The sequence below is a fragment of the Psychrobacter sp. UBA3068 genome, from assembly GCF_002366815.1.
In the GTDB taxonomy this organism is placed as follows: domain Bacteria; phylum Pseudomonadota; class Gammaproteobacteria; order Pseudomonadales; family Moraxellaceae; genus Psychrobacter; species Psychrobacter namhaensis.
Map to the genome: position 1 here is coordinate 39,165 of NZ_DFBY01000011.1, position 23,661 is coordinate 62,825.

Here is a 23,661-nt window from a genome sequence, read left to right on the forward strand (position 1 = left end):
GTGATAATCGGTATCAGCGTCTATCAACACGCCCTATGATTTTTTAACATAAAATCGTTATTCAGTATACAAGGTCGGCAGCCGAATGTCGGCTGCATTGAGATAAGCGTTAAAGGCGAGAGGTGTACCGCAGCTTTGCATAAGGGCGGCTAATGACTGTACATAACTATTCGCCGCTTGTGCTTGTTCAGTACGTGCTTTGAGGGACTGCGTTTGTGCTTGTACCACATCGATTGGCGTATTCACACCTTCTTGCAATCCCAATTGACGCAAACGCAGTACCTCTGCGGCCAAATCTACATTGCTTTGTAACGCCTGATAACGTGACTGGGCATTATTGACATCGTGCCAGTTCTTCTCAACCAAGAGTAATAGGTTGTCACTGACTTCAATCTCAGACAGGTCCGCTTGACGTATTTTGGCATGACTCGATGCCAATGACGCTGTTTTATCGATTCCACCCCACAGCTTCCAGCTGGCAGATATTCCGGCAACCCAGCTGGGGTCTTTTTCTATTTGTCCGTAGCCATAGAGCATAACGGTCGGTTTATAACCGGTGTCTGATAGCGCGTGTAACTGCTCAGCCTGGGCTCGTTTGGCAGCGACTTTTTGTAGCCCCGGGTGATTACTGAGCGCCAACTCTTGAAAGTAGGTGACGTCTGGTAAAGGACGACTGGAAACAAACAGAGGGGTCGTGGGTTTGATGCGATAATCAGTACGCAGTAGGCGTTGTAGCGCCATCATAGCCAGACGGGCATCATTATTGGCATTGACTGACTCACTCTTTGCATCAGCCAGTGCGGACTGGGCTTCTAAGCGATCCACACGCGAGATAAACCCTTCTTCAAAAAGGCGCTGCGCCATATGGTCGGTCTGCTGTAACGTATCATAAGCGTCTTCACGTAAATAGGCGGCAATGATCGCCAGTTGTGCCTTAAAATAGCGCTCAATTAAGGTGTCATAAAGCTCATTGGTGTCCAACAGACTGTCTGCTACGGCTTCTTGGGTGCGGGCATTGGAGGCGGCTGTCAAAGCAGTGGTGCGTCCAGCCGTATAAATTGGCCACACCACACCAAGACCTGCCCCAGCTGTTGAGCCCGAGCGCTTTAATTCGTATGAATCTGGAATACGTTCACCAACCAACTCACCGAAGTTTGGGAGTTCTAAGGGTGGTGGAATGGAGGGAATCACATCATCAACACTCGTGTTAACGTCATTCACAATGTTGTTTTTGAGCGTCGATAAGTCAACATCCGCGTCTAAGTTGTAAGCACTGGCTGATACTCGGGCAAATAGCAAAGGGTTATCTATGGTTTTGAGCGCGTCAGTTTGATACTCGCTGGCGGCAATCGCTGCTTGATTGGCAGCAATTTTTGGGGAAACTTGCAACAAAATACGTTGCGCTTGCTCAAGGCTTAATAGGCTAGATACTTCTAATGGGTAGCTGTTATCGATACGTTTGCGGGTAATAGGGTCGATAAGAGGTGTCAACTTACGCTGTTGCTCAGTGTTAGCAGGCGTGATGTTGTTGGGAGTGCTCGCGTCTTGAGCAAGGCTTTGGTTATCAGCGTCCACAATTTGCGTCACAGTGACGGACGTTACTTCATTTTGCGCCCCAGTGTTATTCTCGTTCGCGCTTGCCAAGGCAGAGGCAGTTAAGCCCATGAGCGTAACCGTCAACACCGCAGTAGACAGAGTTGATAAAGCAAATTTCATAAGTCACATAAGCCATTAATTAGAGTGCAAGGTATTTGATTTTAGAGTCACGTAACCTGTTAAAAATATCGACTGTCGTCGCTAACTCCCATTCATGCGAGGACGATAGTGTAGACTGTTAGCACAGGCGCGCGTTTTGTGACCAATAACAAAGCGTACACTGTAGTGCCACAATAGTGACGGGTCAATGCTCATTATAGGCTTATTTTGCATTGAATGACGGCCGTTTATGTGCTATGTATCTTAACTATCTGGACGTGAGGGATGGGCGTTGATAATAAAAAACATAGGCGATTAGAATAGAGACGGCTGTAAAATCCCAAATGACAAAAATGCATAAAATAAGACAGGATGTGAGTAATGACAGGATATATTTTGGCGTTAGATCAAGGCACAACATCAAGCCGAGCGATACTGTACGATGATCACGCGCGTCCGATCAAAATGGCGCAGCAGCCAACGACATTGAAAACACCGCAAGTAGGATTTGTCGAGCAAGACGCGCAACAAATCTGGCAGACACAGATTAGCTGTGCGCATGACGTCATCAATCAGGCAGGACTGCTTGCCACCGATGTCACCAGTATTGCGATTACCAATCAGCGTGAGTCTATTGTCATTTGGGATAAGCAGACAGGCAAGCCCTTAGCACCGGCCATTATTTGGCAAGACAGACGGACGGCAAGCTATTGTAAAACATTGGCTGCTGAGCGCGCGAGTAGCATAGCTAGTGACAGTCATGAGGACATGGCAAGTGCTGTGCAACGTATCACAGGCTTACGCTTAGACTCGTATTTTAGTGCCAGTAAAATCGCTTGGTTACTAGAGCACAATCCCAAGTGGCGTGCACGTGCCAATAAAAATGAATTGGCTGTCGGTACCATAGACAGTTGGCTCATATATAAGCTCACTGGCGGTGAGCATGTCATTGATGTGACCAATGCTTCTCGCACCCTATTATATGATATTCATAAAATGGCGTGGTCAGAAGAGCTGTGCGCCTGCTTTGCGATACCAATGACGATGCTGCCCAAAGTACTACCCTCTGATGGTGACTTTGGTAAAACCAAAAAAGGACTGTTTGCCAAACAAATCCCCATCCATGCAGTACTGGGCGACCAGCAGGCAGCGCTTTTTGGGCAAGGTTGTCTTGATGCGGGTATGGCAAAAAACACTTATGGTACCGGGTGCTTTATGCTAATGAACATTGGCAAAGAGCCCAAGCTTAGTGAGCATAAGCTATTGACCACCGTTGCTTGGCAACGAAAGTCTGCGACCACTCGTCCAGAGAGTCTCTCGTTTGATCAGATCGTACAATCCGGTCGACGTATGCTACAACCACCCAAAAAAGAAGTGACTTATGCGTTGGAGGGTAGCGTGTTTATGGCTGGCGCCATTGTCCAATGGTTGCGCGATAATTTGGGTATGATTCAACAAAGCAGTGAGATCGAGGCGTTAGCGCGGCAAGTCGACCATAGTGGGGACGTGGTATTGTTACCTGCATTCACAGGGCTTGGTGCCCCTTATTGGCGCACGGACATCAGCGCGAGTATCACGGGTATGAGCCGCGGCACGACCAAAGCCCACATTGCCCGCGCCGCTTTAGAGGCGGTCGCTTACCAGTCTTATGACGTACTGATCGCCATGCAAAAAGACAGCCCTCAGCCTCTCACCGAGCTAAGAGTGGATGGCGGGGCGGCCAACAATGACTTACTGATGCAGTTTCAAGCTGACTTATTGGATGTGCCTGTACTGCGTCCTAAGGATACAGAGATCACTGCCAAAGGAGCGGCACTACTTGCTGGGTTAAAAGCGGGTTTATACGATGAAGCAACTATAAAAACCTCATGGCAAGTTGATCGGGTTTTTGAACCTAAAATGTCTGCTGATATCCGCGAGGCGCATCTGCACAAATGGCAGCAGGCTATAAATAGAGCTTTGAGCGTCGTATAAGGCGTATAAATAATTAAGCAGAGTCGTTAAACCGCGCTAACCACTGAGTGGCTAATTACCTAAAAGGCTCTACCGTTCTACAGAACTGATATAAAGATACAGGCTGTAACGCAAGACAATCGTAACTCGGACAGAGTTTACATAACCCATCTATCGATCTTTGGCCATAAATTCCTATACTTTATTTAGACAAATTAAGTAAGACCGCTAATTCTTATTAATCAATAAATTAGCCTTTAATAACTCTAATATATAACAACGAATTTAAGGACAATACTATGAATAACGATGGCCGCATTACAGACCCTAATAATCGTGTAATTGATGATGATTACCGTGAAGTAGGGGATAGAGAGCGCATCATTGATGACAATGAACGTCGATTAACGGATCGTGATCATACGGTAACCGGTAATCGAGTCGTTAGACATGAAAACGACAATATCGTAGATGACCGCGTGGAACGGGACTATGTTGCAGGTGATCATGATGCTATCGATCGTGACGAAGTAAAACATATGTCAGACGAAACAAAAGAAGATTTAAACGCTGACATGATCACAGGCGAGCCAGGTTCGCATCCAGTAGGTACAGGTATTGGTGGAGTGGGCGGTGCCGCAGCAGGTGCCGCGATCGGTACCATGGCAGGACCGCTAGGAACTCTAATTGGTGGTGCTATTGGCGCTATCGTTGGTGGCGGTGCTGGCCATGCAGCAGCAGAAGCGATTGACCCAACACGTGAAGAAGCGTACTGGCGTGCAGAACATGCAAAGGCGGATTACTACAGAGAAGGGTATGACTTTGACCGGGATATGCATCCAGCTTATGCAGTTGGTTACGCCAATCGCGCACGCTATCCTGCGGATGCCCGTTTTGAAGATCATGAAGCCGATTTAGAACGTTCATGGCATGAAGTCAAAGGTGACTCTCGTATGGAATGGAATGATGCCCGTAGAGCATCACGTGATGCTTGGAATCGCGTATCATAGAGCTAAATGAGTACGACGTTATGAAGTATGACTAATAGCTGACTTCATTTTAGTAAGCCAACAATACAAAATCTTACTATCTCATCACTAAAGTTAGTCTGATTGTAGATATTGGTCTACAGATGAGAAAACCAAACTAATTTATGTTATTTTAAAGCCTCCAAAGGTCTCTTTGGAGGCTTTTTTATGGTAGATCCTACTATGAGATGGGTTTTACTATGAATTAGTACGGTTTGATATCTTAATATCAGAGGCGTGTAATTGTAATAAACTGGGATTAATGACGATAATTATAGGTAATTTATGACCAATGATGCGAATGGAAGCCGACAAAAGCAATTCTACATAGCAACGGCTAATTTACTGAATCTTGCTAATCCCAATCGTATCTATTATGACAATGCGCCCGCTTATACCGATAAAGAGTACCAACATAAACTGCGCGGTATTAGTGATTTATTAGCAAAGGCCCATGCCGATATCATTGCTGTACAAGAAGTGTGGGACAGTAAGGCACTTGAAGCATTGGCTGTCTCATTAGGTTTTCAGCCTGAGCATGTTGTGATTCCATTGGCAAGCAACGAGAGTGCGAGTCCATATACGCAAGGTAAAGGGGCGCAACATACGCCAGCTGTCGGTATTATCAGTCGCTTTAAGCAATTAGAGAGTCGTTTGCTCGAAGACGTGGTACCAAAGGCGGTGATTGATATTCCTGATATTGGTCCTTATCAACGGTTTAATCGTCCGCCCTTGCTCTTACGTGTCAATGCTTATGGTCAGCCAATCACTATCATTACCGCACATCTAAAAAGCAAACGCGCTTTTTTCTTGCGTGATGAAAACGGGGCGCTACTAGAAGACATGGACGATCCAAACATTCGAGTCCGTGCCAAGCTTCGTAGTTTGTGCATGCGCGCCGCAGAAGCGGCCTCTATTCGTCTGTCGATCATTGAGCGCTTGCATCATACTCGTGAGCCATTGATTTTGTTAGGTGATATGAACGATGTCACGGGTAGCGTGACCACGCAATTGATGAGCGAGACGGGTGAAGTCAACTACGATAAAAGTATGCGTGACGTTGCGTTGTTTGATGCCGCTCGTATTCAAGCGCGTTATGGTTGGATGAAAGATGTGGCATACACCCATATATATCAAGGTATGCCAGAGGTGATCGATCAATTATTTGTTTCAGAAGAGTTCTTACCTGATAGCAAGTTTTCACTGGGCCGGGTCGAGCGGGTTGACTATTTTAATGACCATTTGAAGTGGGATTATGCAGATAGGGTCATCGATCATGGTATTATAAGAGCGCAAATTAAACTTAACGACTAATTTTATTACATTGAATGGTCAACTCTACTAAATTGTTGGCCCCCACATTATTTTTAACCCATTTATCTCCCTTGCTTGATAGTGTACAAGCGTTTATGATGCCTCTCCATTAGCCTTAATAGTATTAGCGCTATACTATAGCTAATAGGAAGTAATCCTTCAATTTGGGATGAATACTATCCACTGAAGATTATATTTATAAAATAGGGTGTAACATTAAGAGACTTATGATGAGCGAAAACAAAGACGAAAAAATTGAAGATGTGTTGGTAGACTCGGAATTGGCAAAAAAACTGGTACCAAACAAGTTCAAATTTACCAGTCAACAAGGCCGTGCGCGCCGTCAAAAACTTTTGGCTGGGGCCAAAAAGTTGAGTGAAACACAGGCTATTAACGATATTACCTTAGCTGCTGTATGTGAAGAAGCAGGTATTCCAAGAGCCTCTGCTTATCACTTTTTTCCTAATATCGAAGCAATATTTTTAGCCCTACGCTTTTTGAATGCTATCGAAATATTGGAGATGGTAGAAACGGTCGATATTGGTAATTATGACAGATGGCAAGGGTATCTCACCGCACTTATCGATAAGTGTGTGATGATATTCCATAGCGATGAAACCAAAGCCAAGCTGATTTATGACACCAACACGCCTGACTTTGAAGGTGATAGCTTTGGCGAAGATATAGATCATCAAATCGTTGATTTGGTTTATAAGCGTTTATCAGAGCGTTATGAGATGCCAAATTTTGATGATATTCAAGACACCTTGTTAATTGCTTATAGTATTGTCAACGCTATATTCACGTTGTCTTATCGCCGTCATCAAACGATTACCAATGACTATATTCAAGAAGCAAACACCGCGTTTATTGCTTATTTACGTTGCTATCTGCCAGAAAAACTTCCCCGTAAAAACCGCTAATGTGGATGGTTTATAGGTAGCGAGTATAGAAGAGCCGGCATATAATGTCGGCTTTTTTGTGATTGTATTTATAGGTGTTCATTTTTGCCTGCGGCAAACTTTATCGCTCATGTTGTCATCAGTAAATAGCACGACAATATGGATAAATTATAAGGTAGCAGTATTGGTTAGACTTTGTTTTTATGTGGGTCATCACGCGTGAATAACTCTTCATCAAATTTAAAGCGTAGTCTAAAGTAGGCGCCTTGTTGCGTGGTGTCATCATAAGCGATGTCTTCATCCTCAAAGCCCATAAAGTTATAACCCAATGACAACCAAAGATTGGTCATCGGGCTATAACCAACTTCTGCACCCAACATGTAAGTCACATCATCCGCTTGTTTGTTCCAATAAGTACCCGCTTGTAAGCCGATATCCCAGCGCTTACTAACATCATAAAGACCACGAGCGTAAAGCGCGTGAGCTGTATTGTCACTGCTGATGTTATCGGCACCAAACTGAGTGTACTTACCTGCGTAGTGCCCAGACAAGGTGAGTGGCTGCGTTGGGTGATAATTACTACTCAAAGACCAAACAACCGCATCTTTTTGATAAGCGTCGTCGCCTGTACTGTTATCATCTAAGCGATACTCAAGCTTCGCCAGCATGTCTAGCTGATTGCTATCATAATCACGATACGCGGCGCCAAGTTGGAAGCGGTTGATCGTACGCACGCCCTCATCATAGGTGACTTGTGAGTAGATGTCTTTAGCCAGTAAAGTGACATCATCGGTATAGCGATAAGCAATGCCAGCGCTACCTAATAATGTATCACTGGTCTCACCCCAGCGTTTTTCAAGACGAGCAGAGGCTTTATAGTCTTCTTTTGCAAGATACTCAACGCCGATACCGGCTGCCGTTGCGGTATTTTCGGTATCGCCTTCTAGGGATTCAACCCGTTCAAACAAAGTGTTTATCGTTAAGCCTTGCTGAACATACCATTTATTTTTTAGGCCAATAGCAGCTTCAGCTTCGCGGGCGCTGATGGCGTCACGCATACGATATTCGCTATAAACTTTGCCGTCTTTCATGTAGTTGGCGTCAAACCCAACCACCGTACGCTGACGCTCTTCCGTATCATCCAAACCATAGCTACCAGATAGACTGTTGATTAAATCATGACGAGCGTACAGACGCCCCAAGTCACCTAGCGGCGTCTCACCGCCAATAGATGTGGCATTACGATCACTGTTGTTAATATCTTGCTCATACTCTGCAAATACTAAAGAGTTATTTAGCTTTGGTAGACGTGCGGTGAGCCGCGCTCGGGCCGTGATACCTTCGATGTCTTTTTCAGCGTCATTGACACTATTCAGTGCTGATTGATTGATGATGTCATCATTAAAGACAGTGTCGTCAGTAACATCTACGACGTCTGTAGCTGCTTGGGTATTGCGTGAGGCCGCAGTGGCCTCTTGTTTATAATAACGTACACCAATCTCGCCTACGACATTGGTACTCAAGCGTTGCTCAATGCTGGCCAAAATACCTTCGCGGCTGGCTTTGGTTGTGTGATCTTTAGTGTGTACGCCTTCAAATTTTAGGGCGGTATTTTTATCATTGATTAAGTGAGTGACCTCAGCGCCCGACTCTTCACGGCCAGCCGTTTGTGGCGAGGCGCCAGTCACAAAACCTTCATCAGTGTCTTTATAATACGCTTTAGCACGGGTGTTTTTCTTATTATCAAAATCGAGCTCGACACGTAGCGCATCGCCCTTAGCGTCACGTCCGTCTAATTTTGTTGTATTAACCTGATTGCTGGGCTGAAAATTTGGGTTTTCAGTTTTATTCATCGCATATTCGGCAACCAGCTTTAGCGTATCATTGAGTTTAATGACGCTGTTGACGCTTGCCAGTTCTTCTTGATTCAGCGGGTCGTCACTATGAATGTAGCTACCGCCGATAGCGATTTTATCAGTCAGCTGTTGCTTGGCAGCAATACCGCCGACCAAGTACTCTTCGCCGCCTTCATCTACTTCTACCGTGACACGTAGATAAATAGGGTTGCCATTGATGTCTTGGCTAGCAATAGGCGCTGTTAGAAATAAGCTGCGACTAATAGGATCAATCTCATAATCAGCAAAACGAGTAAGCGTCGTGCGTTGAATGATTAATCCAGGATTGTTTGCATCACGCGTGATCACTTCAACGGTTTCTGAGTTTTCTACAACGGCGTCAAAGTTTTCGCCCAACGGATAAGGGCCGGATATGCCTAAGCCGCGAGTCTCATTGACGCGCTGGCTAGTGCTGGTTTCGGCCATAAAGGCAGTAATGCGAGTATTATTGTCTTCATACTGAGCTTTTATACCGGTCAACGTACGGTTGTATTGACCCAGCTTGATACCTTCATCATTATCAATTTGAGTTTTTAGGTCACCATACATCGCAAACGAACGACCTTTGTCTAAGCGCACATAAAGCTTGCTGGTAGACTGCGCATCGAAGCCTTTGGCTGATGAGTCGCCGTATACAGGATAATACTCGCCAGGCTCGATATCACGGAACAAGCGCTCGCCTTTTTTGTCACTGTCGTAAGCCAATGTCAAAAGATAGTCGCCGCGCACCTTACCTTTGAGAAACATCGCCGCACGACCAGAAGCCGTATAGTTATCATCGCCTGCAAAGTCATTGAGTTCTTGCTCGAATGCACCTTGAGCATCAGTGATGCTATCGCCATCGAAGTCTTTGAGCGAGACAGTGCCTTCAACGATACCAACGGCAATGAGTGGACGTAGTTTGGCCGTGAATTGTAACGGAATGATCTGTTTGCGACTGCCCGTGTCAATGACCAATTCACCTTTACCTGGTGCGCTTGGCGCGGTCACTGGTATTAGTAGCTCGCCACCAGAGACGATAACTTGAGTGCCCGCTTGCTCTTTACTGCTGTCATTAAGATTGACACGACCAATATTGGTATCAATGGTGATTGGTGTTGAGGCGATATAAGGGCGGCCATCACGATCTTTTAGGCTGATAACGACTTGGTATTCGCTTATGCCATCAGCTGCGACTAGTTGCGTTTGGGTACGATAATCGATCGCTTGTAAACTTTCAGGGGTTAATACTTTGATAGTCTGCTCAGAGATAACGTTACCGTTTACGTCAGTAGCCACACCGCGTAAGGTGTTGTGGCCGCGCTGTAAGTCAACGGCATAGTAGTCAAAAGCAGTAACACGCTGCTTTTCTTGCTCAGCAGTTTTACCGATTTGCTGCTCTGATACTGCTTTTCCATTAGCATATAGCGTGAACAGTGAGCCAAGGGGCGCTTGTACCTGTACCAGTTGTTTATACGTGCTTAGCTGCTGGCCTTCGCTGAGATTAATAAAAGCCACATCATTACTAGCCACTTCTTTTAGGTACTCTTCTAGCTCTTTTTCTACCGGAGGCGCAACAGTAGTAGTCGACATATTCACACGATTGGCAGTGGGATCAGTCATTTCATTGATAATAGCGGAGTCACAATTATTACCCAAATCTAGATCAGCGGTGATATTACAGCCACTGGCATCTACGTTATCCGTATTGTCACGATCGTAGTCAGGGTCTAAAGTCAGCTCGGTTTTTACTGCTTGCTCAAGTGTGTCGTTTTTAGCACTCACGGATTGACTACGAGCGATCAGCTCTATGTTTAAGCGCTCAGTGCTATTGCTCGTATCGCCAATAACTCCGAAGTCAGCCCGATGCAATTCACCGTACTTTAAATCCACGAAACGGCTACCTACATCCCCAGTATTACGGTTACTTTGGGTGATCATGTCGGTGGCATGAGGAAGCGTCGTACGGTCAACTTTTAGGACGTGAGTCTTGGCGCTCACACCATAGAAGTTATACTTACCTTGAGGATCGGTAATGACAAAATTACCGTTTTCCATGTAGATGCGCACGCCTGCAACGCCAAGCTCGCCATCTTCTTTTTGTTGAATGCCATCACCGTTGATATCGTGGTAGACCTTACCGATGATGATGCCATCGGTATTCATGACCCCACGCTCTACATCAATTTTCCATTGGGCTTCTCTTGATGCTAAGCGTTGACCTTGCTCATTATGAGCAATGGCAGTTGCACGATTGATCCCATCACCGCCCAATGATGAAGCGCCGATCAGTACACGGTATGTGATTTTTTTACTTTCACCGTTTGCTATATTACCCAAGTTTAATACCTGATATTTACCGTCAGCTTTAAACTCAGTGGTTTGTGCTTTATTGATGTCGATATCAGTAGTTTGACTGAGGCGCACGCTACCATCCACATAGTCAAAACCACGTGGTAAGGCATCTTTTAGTTGTACATCAAAAGCCGTAGAGTTGCCGCTATTGGAGACATTGATGGTATAACTGACGTAATCACCAATCTCAGCACTTCTCACGTCACTTTCTTTGGTCACAACGAGGCTTGGGTTGTCATCGATGACACTGATTTGCGTATCTAAGTCATCGATATGTGCCGTTAAGTCGCCATCGTTCGGTAGCTGGTCATCTCCCGTGCCGACAGAGGGCGCGATACAAGCGTTCAAGCTAGCAGTTAAGGTATCGTTTGCTAACGTCTGAATGAGCTTGTCATTGACAGCATTGGCATTGTTTTGTGTCGGTGCAGACAACTGATACTTACCCGTACTGTTGCCCGTTTCAAGCGCTTTCAATGAGTATTTGTCACCAGTCAATAACGAGGTGATCGTGACCCACACCTGATCTGGCTGATCTAGCTGGACGTTACATGGCGCGTAGCTGGCATCGACATAGACATTCTCACCGATTTGTAAGGTGGTTTTATTTTCATCAAACCCAGAGGTTGTGAATTTTATCTCAGGTTCAACGATGAGTAATTCATCTATAGCATTAGCGGCTGATACTGATCGATCTTCTAATACAACTGCCCCCATCTTAACGCTGGCAGTGTCGCCACTCTTACCATTAGGATCTGACAAAGCTTGTACGATAAGTTGGATGCTTTCGCTATGTCCAAGCTTAATTTGGGTGGTAAAGTTTTTATCGAAAAAAAGCTCTACACGTCCTTTGTCTTTTAGTTCCTGATAAACTTTTACATTAGAAAGGGTGGGAGATATATCTAACGTTAGCTTAACAGTTTGATTGCTATAACTGGTGTTACTTAGGACATTAACCCAGTTTACCAAGGCATTGGGCATGACGGTATGTACCGGCTGCTGAGTCAAACCAATACCGTACTCAGGCAGATGGGAGGCTTTGATTTGTACTTGATTTGAGGCAGTAGCAATCGCTGTGTCATTTTGGCTGTTGACGTGATAGCTGGCATTGGCAATATTATTGATGATCTGCAACTGAGGGTTTGCTGCTGGAATTGAGGCAGCAGCTGCGATCGCGATGTTCGATTGGATAAGTAACATGGCTAACGTCAACGCAGAAATCTGAACGCTGCGTAATGACGTGGGTTTAGACAATGTCATTGACTGCTCTGTCATATGTCGCTTATCCAATAAAACACACTGTTTGATTTAGAGTACTTTAGCCGCATGGTTTTTAGGTGAAGGCAGGTCTATAAGCCCCGTTAGATGCTTATAGACCTTAAAACTATCTGTTTGAATTAAGTTGACGATACAGAGTGATCGTTTAACGATTGTTTTTAATCTTCACTCTGAAACTCAGTGTCGCTGTACCTTGAGGCGCTAATGTAGAGACATTGGCATAAATAGAATCAACACTGTCTGGCGCTGGAGGTGTACCTTTAACAGCATTAGACTCAGCAGCGGAACCAATTTTTATTTTAGCGGTATTAGCAACGTAGTCAGCTGCAGTGCTGTACTGAGATGTCGCATCAGCAATAAGCAAATTAGTAATGTCAAAACCTAATGGTGCTGTAGAAGAGGTGTTTTTAGCATCGATTCTATAAATCACACATTGATCAGGTTCTGCTTGTTCGATTGGATCTTTTGTGAAGTTGATTTCACCTGCTCCTGAAATGATGCCATCACAGTTGATGTCTAATGCTTGGAACTTATCTAACGTTAGGCCTTTGACATACGTTGTATGAGTAATAGGCTCTATGTTAGTAGGAGCACCGTTACCGCTAGCAGTCAGTTTCACGGTAGTAGTCTCGGAGCTACCGACGAGTGCATCAGTAGAACCCATGTTATAACTAATAGTTACTGCCCCACCTGGAGCTATACCGATACCTCCGGTCAATGAACTAACTATGGTGTAAGCCTTTCCGTTAACTGTAGGTTCAACTTGAATTGGTTCAGTAGGCGTACCATCTGGTGAATTGTAAACAAGAGTAAGCGGACCAACAGGATTTACTTGTTCGTTACTACCGTCAGTAACTATAAAAGTTAATGGGTTGTCAGCGTTGCCTTCGGTATCTTGTCCCTTATTAGTGATAGTGACTTGATACGTAACCTGACCATCCGTACTTGTGCCGTCCGTAACTGTAATTGGTGCAATTTCTTTTAAGGTAGTTGAACTTGCCAGAGTGATAACACGTCTGGTAAAGCTAATAGTCGGCGTTGTGTCTGCGCCAAGTGTGTCTGAGTCCTCAGTAGGTATTTTGGTAGTATTAAGAGTAGGAGTGCTGTCATCTGTACTATCAACAATGTCGTACTCGGTATCATTCGGGGTCATACTAAGTACAGGCGTAACACTATCGAATTTATCGTAAACCGTGGCGTGGTTGGTAGCAGAACTATTAGCCTTAGTGTATTTAGTTTTGTCAACGTCGACCTTGAAGCTAATAACCTGATTTGCGCCAACCGCCAAACTTGGTACAGTGATGTCAACAATTGTCCGGCTATCTTCAGTTCTAGCATTAGAGGTAACTGTAGCACCGGATGCAGTAACAGTGCCATTTAGAGTCATGCCTAGCGGCAAAATGTCTCTCACGATAAAGCTTGTAGCTGTATCGCTGTAATCAGTAGATACGTTAGTTACTTTGATACTGTAGTCGATCGTAGGAGTAGCAGCGGTTAAATCTAAAGTAGAACAAGGAGCAGTAGTACCACAAACTGCTGTCTTTTCAATCTTGAATACTGGAAGTTTCACCAGTGTTTGGTTTTCATTGACTAGCGTGGGCTTAGCAGCATTGACAGTAGTAAAGAAAGCACTCGTTGCCGTTAGGGTACCCACACCTTTATCATTACCTATTTGATTGATAGGTGTCGCTGCCTCATAGCTAAGATTCGCTCTTAAACCTGGTGATAACTGGATAGTACCGCCATTAGTAAGCGTACCCTCGGAAACCTGATTAAAAGCATTCAATGCACTAGTTTGATCGGGTGTTAGAGGGTCACCGTTAGACTGTACAATGGTATATGCGATGCTGTCTGAAGTTCCCAGTGCATAGTCTGGAGTAGCAGTGGTAAGCTCAGAGGTGTCATCACCTGTTGTTGTAACTGTATAGGTGTCGGTGACGTTACCAGTATTGGTAAGCATTTAATCTAAATGGCAGTTACACAGAATCTGGGATGGTCTCAGAAATCGTCAAAAGTGACTGCGATATTTTGCTCCTCCGGGTTATTTCTGGCGCCATTCGTATTCCCGTATACAATGCTTAATTCTGAGATTGGTTCTTTAAAAGAGGCAGTAACTTTACAGCGGTTACTAAAATCATTATCGCTGCACAACTCAAATAGCTCACTATCCGCAAACGCTGTGTCTACTGAAGTACTAACAAATCTTCCAGGGTCTCCTAGTTCTGGCAGTACGTTCCCATTACTCTTATCTTTAGCTATAAACTGTACTCTATCTATCCAATCATAACCATAAAGGAAAGACCATAATGCTCTATTAATGTGATAAACACTTATATTAAGATTAGAAAGAGGTTTATCAAACTTATATGTGACAGTGTTGGTATCGTTTTTGCTGTTCATGTCTTGTTTAATGAAAAATGCGCCGTCTATCGTAGAACTGGGGTTAACGGCACCACTGATACTCTGTGAGCTGCCAATTGTGGTCATGGATCCTGTAATGGTGACATCATCTAAACTAGAAGTGCTGCCTACTGCCGATGTTTTTGGCCATTGATACTCTGCAGGTTCAAGCGTTGAAGAAACGTGACCAGCTGGGCAAGTAGCGGCAAATGCTGCAAAACTTGGGAAAAATAACAATATAACTAACGCTATCCAATAAGCCATCTTGGGTTTTAGTTCTGATAACTTCGCAGACAAATCCATGATAACTCCGATAAAAATGTCAAAATATTAATAAAGCTCTGAAATGATAGTAGTGTTTAGAGCATGATTAATATACAAAAATAAGACGAACGTATGTTTAGAGGGTATGGGTGACGAAAATGTCGAATGTAGTCGACAGAAGGAGATAGGTCTTTACAGAACCAGAAAAATGTCGATTATATAATTAGGTTGGATCAGGTCATATGCTTGTTAGGATTTCTATTAACGTTCATTTTTACCCCTATCTACTGTAAATATTTACCTAATCACTAATCATTATTTATTTCAGAAATACTTGTCATATCGTCATTTTCTTATCGCTATAAACAACCCCTCCATAAACGCCTATAATAAAGCGTTATTATTATTTGATAATTAACCCCACACATTAAGTTGCAACGTGACTTTCTATAACTAGGCGGTCATACATCGTCACGTAAATGCACCATACTAAATGCCACTTTTTAAAATTAACAAGGAAGTCATTGAGCGAACCATTCACGTAAGACACTATGAACACACTAATTTGATTTAATAACGTCCTGTATTAGGCAGGATGGACTGACAAAAAAGGACAACGAAGATGAATTATTATAAGGATGCTGATAGCACCGAAACCCAAGAGTGGCTGGAAGCCTTTGAGTCTGTTATCAAACATGCAGATAAGGATCGTGCTCAGTTTCTACTAAAAGCCTTATACAACATGGCGGTTCAAGAAGGCTTGCCATTTAATCGCCTCGATACCGCTTATATCAATACGATCGCAGTTGAAGACGAGCCAATGTATCCTGGTGACTTGACGATTGAGCGCAAAATTCGTGCGTTGATTCGCTACAACGCGTTGGCGATGGTCATGCGTGCGAACAAAAACGACGACGATTTAGGGGGTCACTTAGCGACATTTGCCTCTAGTGCCACGCTCTATGAGACAGGTTTTAACCATTTTTTCCGAGCCGCGAGTGATCATTTCGGTGGTGACATGATTTATTATCAAGGTCACTCAGCCCCTGGTATCTACGCACGTTCTTATTTAGAAGGGCGTTTGAGTGAAGATCAGCTAGATAACTTTCGCCGTGAAGTCGGTGGTAAAGGCTTATCAAGCTATCCCCATCCATATCTCATGCCTGATTATTGGCAGTTCCCAACGGTATCTATGGGACTTGGCCCCATCATGTCGATCTATCATGCGCACGTACATCGCTATATGGAAAACCGTGGTTTGCTTGAAAAAGAAGATCGTAAAATCTGGACATTCTTAGGAGATGGTGAGACCGATGAGCCAGAAAGCTTAGGGGCGATATCACTTGCTGGTCGTGAGAAGCTGGATAACCTGATTTGGGTGATTAACTGTAACTTACAGCGTCTTGACGGTCCTGTTCGTGGTAATGGCAAAATTATTCAAGAGTTAGAGTCTGTATTCCGCGGCGCAGGCTGGCGGGTGATTAAAGTGGTTTGGGGTGGTAATTGGGACAGTTTGCTTGCCAATGATCATACAGGCGTGCTTAAACATCGTATGGAAGAAGTGGTTGATGGTGAGTACCAGTTATATGAAGCGCGTACCCCTGAGTTTACTCGTAAAGAGTTCTTTGGTAAGTACCCAGAGCTAGAAGAGATGGCTGATGCGCTATCTGATCAAGACATTGCCCGTCTAAACCGCGGCGGTCATGATCCCCAAAAGGTCTACGCCGCTTTTAGTGAAGCCATGAAGACTAAAGGGCAACCAACGGTTGTTTTGGTTAAAACCGTCAAAGGCTATGGTCTCTCTACGCAAGCACAGGCTGTTAATAAATCGCACCAAATTAAAAAGTTAGATCATGACTCTTTGAAATATTTCCGTGATCGCTTTGATTTGCCGTTTACCGATGAAGAGCTTGAGACTCTACCGTTTTATCGCCCTAAAGAAGACTCGCTTGAGATGAAGTATCTAAAAGGTCGCCGTGAAGCGTTGGGCGGGCATTTACCAAATCGTCGTAGTGGACATATTCCATTAAACATACCCGATTTATCCATATTCGATCGTGTGTTAAAAGGCAGTAATGGCAAAGAGCAGTCGACGACGATGATGTTTGTCCGCTTGCTATCAGCGATGCTAAAAAACAAAGACATCCAAGACCGTGTCGTGCCTATCGTTCCTGATGAAGCACGTACCTTTGGTCTAGAAGGCATGTTCCGCCAGTTGGGTATTTATTCAGCGTCAGGCCAAAAGTACACGCCCGAGGACAGTGAAGCGTTGATGGGTTATAAAGAAGCCATCGATGGTCATATGCTAGAAGAAGGCATTAATGAAGCGGGTGCGATGAGCACATGGATTGCGCTTGCGACCAGTTACTCAGTTAACGCTTTACCAATGATACCTCTATACATCTACTATTCTATGTTTGGTTTCCAGCGCGTTGGTGACTTGGCGTGGGCGGCGGGCGATTGTCAAGCGCAGGGCTTTTTATTGGGCGCAACAGCGGGTCGTACCACCCTAAATGGCGAAGGCTTACAGCATCAAGATGGGCACTCACAGATTTTATTTAATGTGGTACCCAACTGCGTCAGTTATGATCCATGCTTCGGTTATGAGCTGGCTGTTGTCATGCATGATGGCTTACGCCGTATGTACGGAGAAGGCGAGCGCGTTTATTATTACTTAACACTGATGAACGAAAACTACGAGCAGCCTGCGATGCCAGAAGGCTGTGAGGAAGGTATCAAGCGCGGTATGTATCTGCTTGAGGACAATGGCTCAAGTCAAGTACAGCTGTTAGGGTCTGGTGTGATCTTACGTGAAGTACAAAAAGCGTCGAAGATTTTAAAAGACGAGTTTAATATTACCTCCAACGTTTGGAGCGTGACCAGCTTCAACGAGCTGACACGTGATGGAATGGCTTGCGATGATTACAACCGCTTGCACCCAATGGAAGAAGAAAAAGTGCCTTGGGTCACCGAGCAATTGGCACCGCACGAAGGGATTGTCGTAGCAGCGACGGATTACATGCGTAACTACTCAGAACAGATACGCGGATGGTTGCCTGATAATCGCCCTTATACCACCCTTGGGACCGATGGTTATGGCCGCTCAGACACTCGCGAAAAACTACGCAGCTTCTTCCACGTCGATGCGGCTCATATTGTCGTCGCAACCCTCAAACGCTTAGCAGATGAGGGCGAGGTAGAAATGCGCTTGGTTAAAGATGCGATTTCAAGCTTCGGTATTGAAGCGGATCAGCCACCTGCATGGCAAATCCAGCCTCATTATGATCATTTTCCAGATGCGCCAGCACCCGACAATGTCAATCCCACTCCTGTGCCGGAGTTTATCGGTGAGGAAGATGAAGAGATCAGCAACGAAGGCCGTGCTGAAGATCAAGCGGATGCGACTTTACTCAATGATGGCGATGTCAAAGAATAATAATCATAAGACAAGGAGATAAACCATGGACATTAAAGCCCCCGATTTGGGTGTCGATAGCGCTGAAGTCAGCGAAATTATGGTAGAGGTTGGTGACGTCATCGCAAAAGATGACAACATCATTTTGCTAGAATCCGATAAAGCCTCGGTTGAAGTCCCAAGCTCTGCTGCTGGTAAGGTCACCAAAATTAGCGTTGCCGTTGGTGATCAGGTCAGTGAAGGTATGGTGCTGATTGAAATTGAGAGCGAGGATGGTGCTGCAGATAATAGCAATGATGCTGCCGATACCGATGTAAATACTAATGACGTAGATACTCAAGACAGTGACAGTCAAACAACAGCAGCAGAAGACCAGCAATCGTATTCTGCCTCTAAAGATAAGACTGAGTCTAGTGCGCCAGCCAATAGTTCAGAAAAGGCAATCACTTACGCACTGCCTGACCTAGGTGTCGATGAAGCCCAAGTGTCTGAGATTATGGTCAGTGTCGGCGATACGGTTAGCGCTGATCAGTCAATTTTACTGATTGAGTCTGATAAAGCGTCGGTTGAAGTACCCGCACCAGTAGCAGGCAAGATTGAAAAAATATTGGTCGAAGCGGGTGATATGGTCGCTAACGGTCAAGATTTTATTGTCATCATGGGTGGCGGTTCAGATGAAGCAAGCAATGCAGATGCGAGTGAGTCTAAATCTGACACACCCGCTGCGCAAGATTCTACGCAAGCTAAGTCAGACAGTAGCGCGGATAAGCAAACAACTGGTGAGCCAAAGCAAGCGGCTAAATCTAACACGACCAATACCGCCAACAATCAGAAAAAAGACAAGCTGACAGAAGCACAGGTCAATGAAAAGCTGGTCGATGTGTATGCTGGTCCTGCGGTGCGTAAGCTGGCCCGTCAATTGGGCGTAGATATCACTCAAGTGAGTGGCTCGGCACTGAATGACCGTGTCCTAAAAGAAGACTTGTTTGCCCATGTTAAAGAAAGCCTAAGCACTCAAAAAGCTGATCCTGCGGCCGGTAGTCCAGTCAGCTCAGGGTTACCAACACTTCCTGATATGAGTAACACAGAGGTCTGGGGTGAGACAGAAGCACAAGATCTCAGTCGTTTGCAAAAAGTCTCCATACCGCAGCTTAACTACAATACGCTGTTGCCGCAAGTGACGCAGTTTGATCTGTCTGATATCACTGAGACCGAAAAGCTACGCGGTGAGCTAAAAGGTGGCATGAAAGCGGAAGGGATTGGTTTTACCATCTTGGCATTTGTGGTTAAAGCCACTGCCTACGCCTTGACGCAGCATCCCCGTTTTAACAGTCATTTGAGCGATGACAATACCCAAGTTATCTTGCGTAAAAGTGTCAATATGGGTATTGCTGTGGCAACGGATGACGGTTTAATCGTGCCTGTTATCAAAAATGTGCAAGACAAAGGTCTGAAGCAAATTGCTATTGAGATTGGCGAGCTTGCCGTCAAAGCTCGGGACAAAAAACTCAGCACCAAAGACTTACAAGGTGCAAGTTTTACCATATCAAGCCAAGGTAATTTAGGCGGTACAGCCTTTACGCCGCTGGTAAATTGGCCACAAGTTGGTATTTTAGGCGTCTCTGAAGCAAGTATGCAGCCCCGCTGGAATGCTAAAAAGCAAGATTTTGAGCCGCGTCTCATGTTGCCACTATCATTGTCTTATGATCACCGCGTGATTAATGGCGCTGATGCCGCCGTATTTACCCGTTATATCGCAACTTTATTGGCAGATCCACGCCGAATCTTGCTGTAGACTTATTGTTAAGTCACATTAGATATTTTTTGTTAAGTCACATTAGATATTTTGTTAAAAGGACTGTCTACGGATGGTCTTTTTTATATCTCTTATTCAATAAGCAATAAAAGGCATTTGCAGACACAAAGAAGCCAGCTATTAAGCTGGCTTCTTTTACTTATGGTGTTCAGTTTATAGCAGTAAGCTATATTAGAACTGTTTTACAAAGGCAACGCCATATACCCAAGGGCTGATATCTACTTCACCAAGTTCATACTTAGTTCCGTCAATATTTAAGCTCGCATCGGTTTTGATGTCCATATAACGCGCATCGATACGCAATGACTCAGTTGGGGCAAATGGGATATCTAGACCGATATGACCTGCAACACCAACGCTATCATCAAGATCTAGGTCCGCGCCGTTAGAAATTTTTTCTTTAAAGAAAGTCGTGTAGTTCACACCAACACCAACGAATGGCTTCACATTCATAGGTAGGTTATAGCCATCGAAGTGGTATTGTAGTGAAAGAGTAGGTGGTAAATGCTGAGTTTTGCCTGTAAGCAATTCGTTACCAGTAGCATCATTTAGAGTGAAATCATGATGAAATGGAATAGCAGCTAATAGCTCCACACCAACGTTGTTAGCGATAAAGTACTCGCCACTGATGGTTGGGCGCACATCGCCATCAACATCGACATTCGCAACTAAACCAAGATCAGTGTTTGCTAAAGTACCGTTGTCACTTTTAGGGTCAACATAGTGTGCACCAGCAGCAACAGACCAAGTACCAGCAGGGACAGCAAAGGCAGTGGTCATGGTAAGAGCAGTGGCTGCGGCTAAAACTAGGGATTGTAGTTTCATCGTTTGATTCCTCAACGTAATAGATGATTAGTGGTAAATACCTAATGAGGGATGGCATTAGTTACCGATACACAATGTTATGTTTCTTTAGTAATCTGTAACACTGTCTCTCTATTATAGTATAAAACCCTGCTTTCTGTAAGGTTTTAATTGCTTTTATATTTCTTTATTTCTTAAATAGCGCTGTTGTTGCTCACAATGAAGCGGTCAAAGCTTTTATAAAAGTAATGGACGTTGGGAGTAGAGCTTGATCTGTATTATAAATGAGTCATTATGATATAAAGGAGGCGCAACCTAGTATGCTTGGCTATTGTAGTAACTCTCCACTCCGCTGTGAAAACGCCCGTTCTGCAAAGATATTGAATCGAGTGGATGCTTGTTGTCCGGAGTGTGGTTTGTTCTTATTACCTGCGCAAGATGTCAGCCAGCAGTTACGTGCGGATGAGCAGTTTTTAAGATACGCTGTCTTAGCGGTGGCATTGGTGTTGTTTGTCGCTGTCTACATTTATTATTCAAATTTTGTATAATCACTTATCATAATGCATAATAAACAGCCAATCTCGCCATTAGTAGTACTTTTTTTATGGTGGTAAGCTGGTTGTGAGAATCGTGCGTTAGAGTCATAGTCTGTGATGGCTGCTTTATTCTATTAATATAAGACCGGTGTTTCACCGCATAGGGACGGCATGCTACTCCAATCTATACGGCGCTTGCGTCTTTTTGTTTACAATATCTTGCAAAATGATGAGCATGACACGCTATTTAGCCGTTGTGTCGACTATTTTCTTATATTTCTCATCATGACCAATGTGGCTGCAGTCATTGCCGAATCTGTTGATCAGTGGTATTACCCCTATCAAAGCTATTTCACTTTGTTTGAAAACTTCTCTATTGTGATATTTTCTATCGAGTATTTGCTACGTTTGTGGAGTGTTGCCGAAGCAAAGCCCGATCACACGACTTGGCGTCAGCGTTGGGAGTGGCTAAAGAGCCCCTCAGCGTTGATTGATTTGATCGCTATTGCCCCTGCGTTCTTAAACTTCTTTGTCTCCATCGATTTGCGATTCTTACGTATTCTACGTTTGTTCCGTATTCTTAAACTGACACGCTATTTTGCTTCTTTGCGTATCTTGCTGGTGGTGATCAGTAAAGAGCGAGGCTCATTTCAAGCGGTCATTTTTATCTTAATTATTATGATCGTGACCGCCTCTAGTGGTATTTATTTGGTTGAAAACCATGCGCAGCCAGAAGAGTTTGAGTCAATTCCCAAAGCCATGTGGTGGGCGGTGGTGACGCTTACCACAGTAGGTTATGGTGATGTCATACCAATTACCAATGCGGGCAAAATATTGGGTGCTATCATTACGATATTGGGTGTGGGCTTGGCCGCATTGCCTGCCGGTATTTTGGCGACCGGTCTGGCCAATGAGTTGGCGCAGCGCCGAGAGGAGCTTGAGCAACACTTTCGCGAGCAACTGATTGATAGTGACTTTGATTTGGTACAGAATCAGATGATGATTGATAAAATTCGCCGAGAGCTCGGACTGGATAAAGAGCAGGCACAAAATATCGTACTGCAAGTACTGCGCGAGCAAGAGCTTGAGCGGCGCGAAAGAGAGGTAGAAATACGACAAAAGAACTTCTGTCCCCATTGCGGTGAGCCACTATAAAGTCTTGTCTTGTAAGCTGTTTGTATGACGAGACTTGATAGTGAATACTTGATATTTTAAAAAAAGAGAAGGGTGCGGTGTATTGATAACACGGCACCCTTCTACGTTTTTAAAATGAGGACACGCCCTCAGTAGTACTTACACGCCTTGCGGAATGGGGAGAGATCGCGCCAACTCATGTGCCACTTCTTTTGCTGCCTCTGCTAGACCCTCAGCAGACAGTGGCAAATTATGTAGCGTTAAATGCCAGTCATCGACCTCCCGGCGCAAATGGGCGACCCAAAGCGTCGTGCAATCACGGGGTAGCTGTTTTAGATTGACTTCAAAACACCGATTGCCCTCATCATCACTCAGATGAATCTCGCCTTTTTTGACGCGAGAAAACGGATGATCGTGATAAGAGTTGGCTATCATAGCGATGTGGGTGATATGGGCTGGAATCTTATCCAAGAATAGCCTTATCTGCTCTTGATCAAGTGGTGCCAGATACATCGCTTGTTCGCCGCGATCTTTGCCATTTAGACTGTCACCTTGATGTTTTACGGATTCAGCTTTATCTCGCAATTGCTTGAACCAAACGATGTCACGAATGGTGCAAAGCTCATCGTACAAGACGCAGGCTAAGTCAATGTCAATCGCACCTTGGTTTTTCTTAAAGCGCTTAAACAGGCCTTTTGGCTCAATCTTAGTAAATTCGTAGTTCAGCGCAAAAAACAAGGTTCCCGCATCTAAACCCAGCCCTTTTAAACTGTCTGAAAGTAATGGTGATGGGGTCGTAGTTGACATAACATTCCTTTTTAATTCTTAATGTTGAAAGTGGTCGGATGGGTTTGAAGACCGCAGAATTTAAGCGCTATTATTATTCATGATGGCTA

Annotated in this window: 14 protein-coding genes; 8 read left to right on the forward strand and 6 right to left on the reverse strand. The window is 44.5% G+C overall.

Translation table 11 applies throughout. The annotated features are described in order from the left end of the window. Window positions 1–57: 57 nt before the first annotated feature. Window positions 58–1,716: a TolC family protein gene (locus tag B2P60_RS02765; protein WP_286739320.1), complete on the reverse strand. Its 1,659-nt coding sequence runs from the start codon at window positions 1,714–1,716 to the stop codon at window positions 58–60. 360 nt (window positions 1,717–2,076) lie between these two features. Between B2P60_RS02765 and glpK the strand changes: the two genes are divergently transcribed. The 4 genes from glpK to B2P60_RS02785 all read left to right on the forward strand — a co-directional run bounded on the left by glpK (window position 2,077) and on the right by B2P60_RS02785 (window position 6,913). After that, the gene (gene glpK, locus B2P60_RS02770) at window positions 2,077–3,669 is read left to right on the forward strand and encodes a glycerol kinase GlpK (RefSeq protein ID WP_286739321.1); all 1,593 of its coding nucleotides are present in this window, start codon (window positions 2,077–2,079) and stop codon (window positions 3,667–3,669) included. A 518-nt stretch (window positions 3,670–4,187) separates the two neighbouring features. Next, window positions 4,188–4,658: a hypothetical protein gene (locus B2P60_RS02775; protein WP_226949493.1), complete on the forward strand. Its 471-nt coding sequence runs from the start codon at window positions 4,188–4,190 to the stop codon at window positions 4,656–4,658. A 303-nt stretch (window positions 4,659–4,961) separates the two neighbouring features. Further along, on the forward strand, window positions 4,962–5,990 hold the full coding sequence (locus tag B2P60_RS02780; protein WP_193006164.1) for an endonuclease/exonuclease/phosphatase family protein: 1,029 nt from the start codon (window positions 4,962–4,964) through the stop codon (window positions 5,988–5,990). Window positions 5,991–6,220: 230 nt separating this feature from the next. Further along, window positions 6,221–6,913: a TetR/AcrR family transcriptional regulator gene (locus B2P60_RS02785; protein ID WP_193006223.1), complete on the forward strand. Its 693-nt coding sequence runs from the start codon at window positions 6,221–6,223 to the stop codon at window positions 6,911–6,913. A 167-nt stretch (window positions 6,914–7,080) separates the two neighbouring features. Here the strand turns inward: B2P60_RS02785 and B2P60_RS02790 are convergent, their stop codons facing one another. The 3 genes from B2P60_RS02790 to B2P60_RS02800 all read right to left on the reverse strand — a co-directional run bounded on the left by B2P60_RS02790 (window position 7,081) and on the right by B2P60_RS02800 (window position 15,099). Then, complete coding sequence (locus tag B2P60_RS02790; protein WP_286739322.1) at window positions 7,081–12,378, reverse strand: hypothetical protein; 5,298 nt, start codon at window positions 12,376–12,378, stop codon at window positions 7,081–7,083. 163 nt (window positions 12,379–12,541) lie between these two features. Next, on the reverse strand, window positions 12,542–14,356 hold the full coding sequence (locus B2P60_RS02795; RefSeq protein WP_286739323.1) for a hypothetical protein: 1,815 nt from the start codon (window positions 14,354–14,356) through the stop codon (window positions 12,542–12,544). Between the two features lie 38 nt (window positions 14,357–14,394). Then, complete coding sequence (locus B2P60_RS02800) at window positions 14,395–15,099, reverse strand: hypothetical protein (protein ID WP_286739324.1); 705 nt, start codon at window positions 15,097–15,099, stop codon at window positions 14,395–14,397. Window positions 15,100–15,682: 583 nt separating this feature from the next. On the opposite strand from B2P60_RS02800, the gene aceE reads away from it, so the two are divergent. Together aceE and B2P60_RS02810 are read left to right on the forward strand one after the other, a co-directional pair. After that, window positions 15,683–18,496, forward strand: coding sequence for a pyruvate dehydrogenase (acetyl-transferring), homodimeric type (gene aceE / locus B2P60_RS02805; protein WP_286739325.1), 2,814 nt, complete (start codon window positions 15,683–15,685; stop codon window positions 18,494–18,496). A 25-nt stretch (window positions 18,497–18,521) separates the two neighbouring features. Continuing rightward, entirely contained in the window at window positions 18,522–20,270 is a 1,749-nt protein-coding gene (locus B2P60_RS02810) for a 2-oxo acid dehydrogenase subunit E2 (protein WP_286739326.1), read from the forward strand. A 192-nt stretch (window positions 20,271–20,462) separates the two neighbouring features. On the opposite strand, the gene B2P60_RS02815 is transcribed toward B2P60_RS02810, so the two are convergent. Continuing rightward, complete coding sequence (locus B2P60_RS02815) at window positions 20,463–21,116, reverse strand: OmpW/AlkL family protein (protein ID WP_286739328.1); 654 nt, start codon at window positions 21,114–21,116, stop codon at window positions 20,463–20,465. Between the two features lie 263 nt (window positions 21,117–21,379). Between B2P60_RS02815 and B2P60_RS02820 the strand changes: the two genes are divergently transcribed. Both B2P60_RS02820 and B2P60_RS02825 read left to right on the forward strand, forming a co-directional pair. After that, window positions 21,380–21,643 carry a hypothetical protein gene (locus B2P60_RS02820; protein ID WP_286739329.1) on the forward strand — a complete coding sequence of 88 codons (264 nt, stop codon included), beginning with the start codon at window positions 21,380–21,382 and terminating at the stop codon, window positions 21,641–21,643. 159 nt (window positions 21,644–21,802) lie between these two features. Continuing rightward, a complete protein-coding gene (locus B2P60_RS02825; protein ID WP_286739331.1) occupies window positions 21,803–22,786 on the forward strand; it encodes an ion transporter in 984 nt (327 codons plus the stop codon). 138 nt (window positions 22,787–22,924) lie between these two features. On the opposite strand, the gene B2P60_RS02830 is transcribed toward B2P60_RS02825, so the two are convergent. Continuing rightward, complete coding sequence (locus B2P60_RS02830) at window positions 22,925–23,572, reverse strand: TerD family protein (protein ID WP_193006154.1); 648 nt, start codon at window positions 23,570–23,572, stop codon at window positions 22,925–22,927. Between the last annotated feature and the right edge of the window lie 89 nt (window positions 23,573–23,661).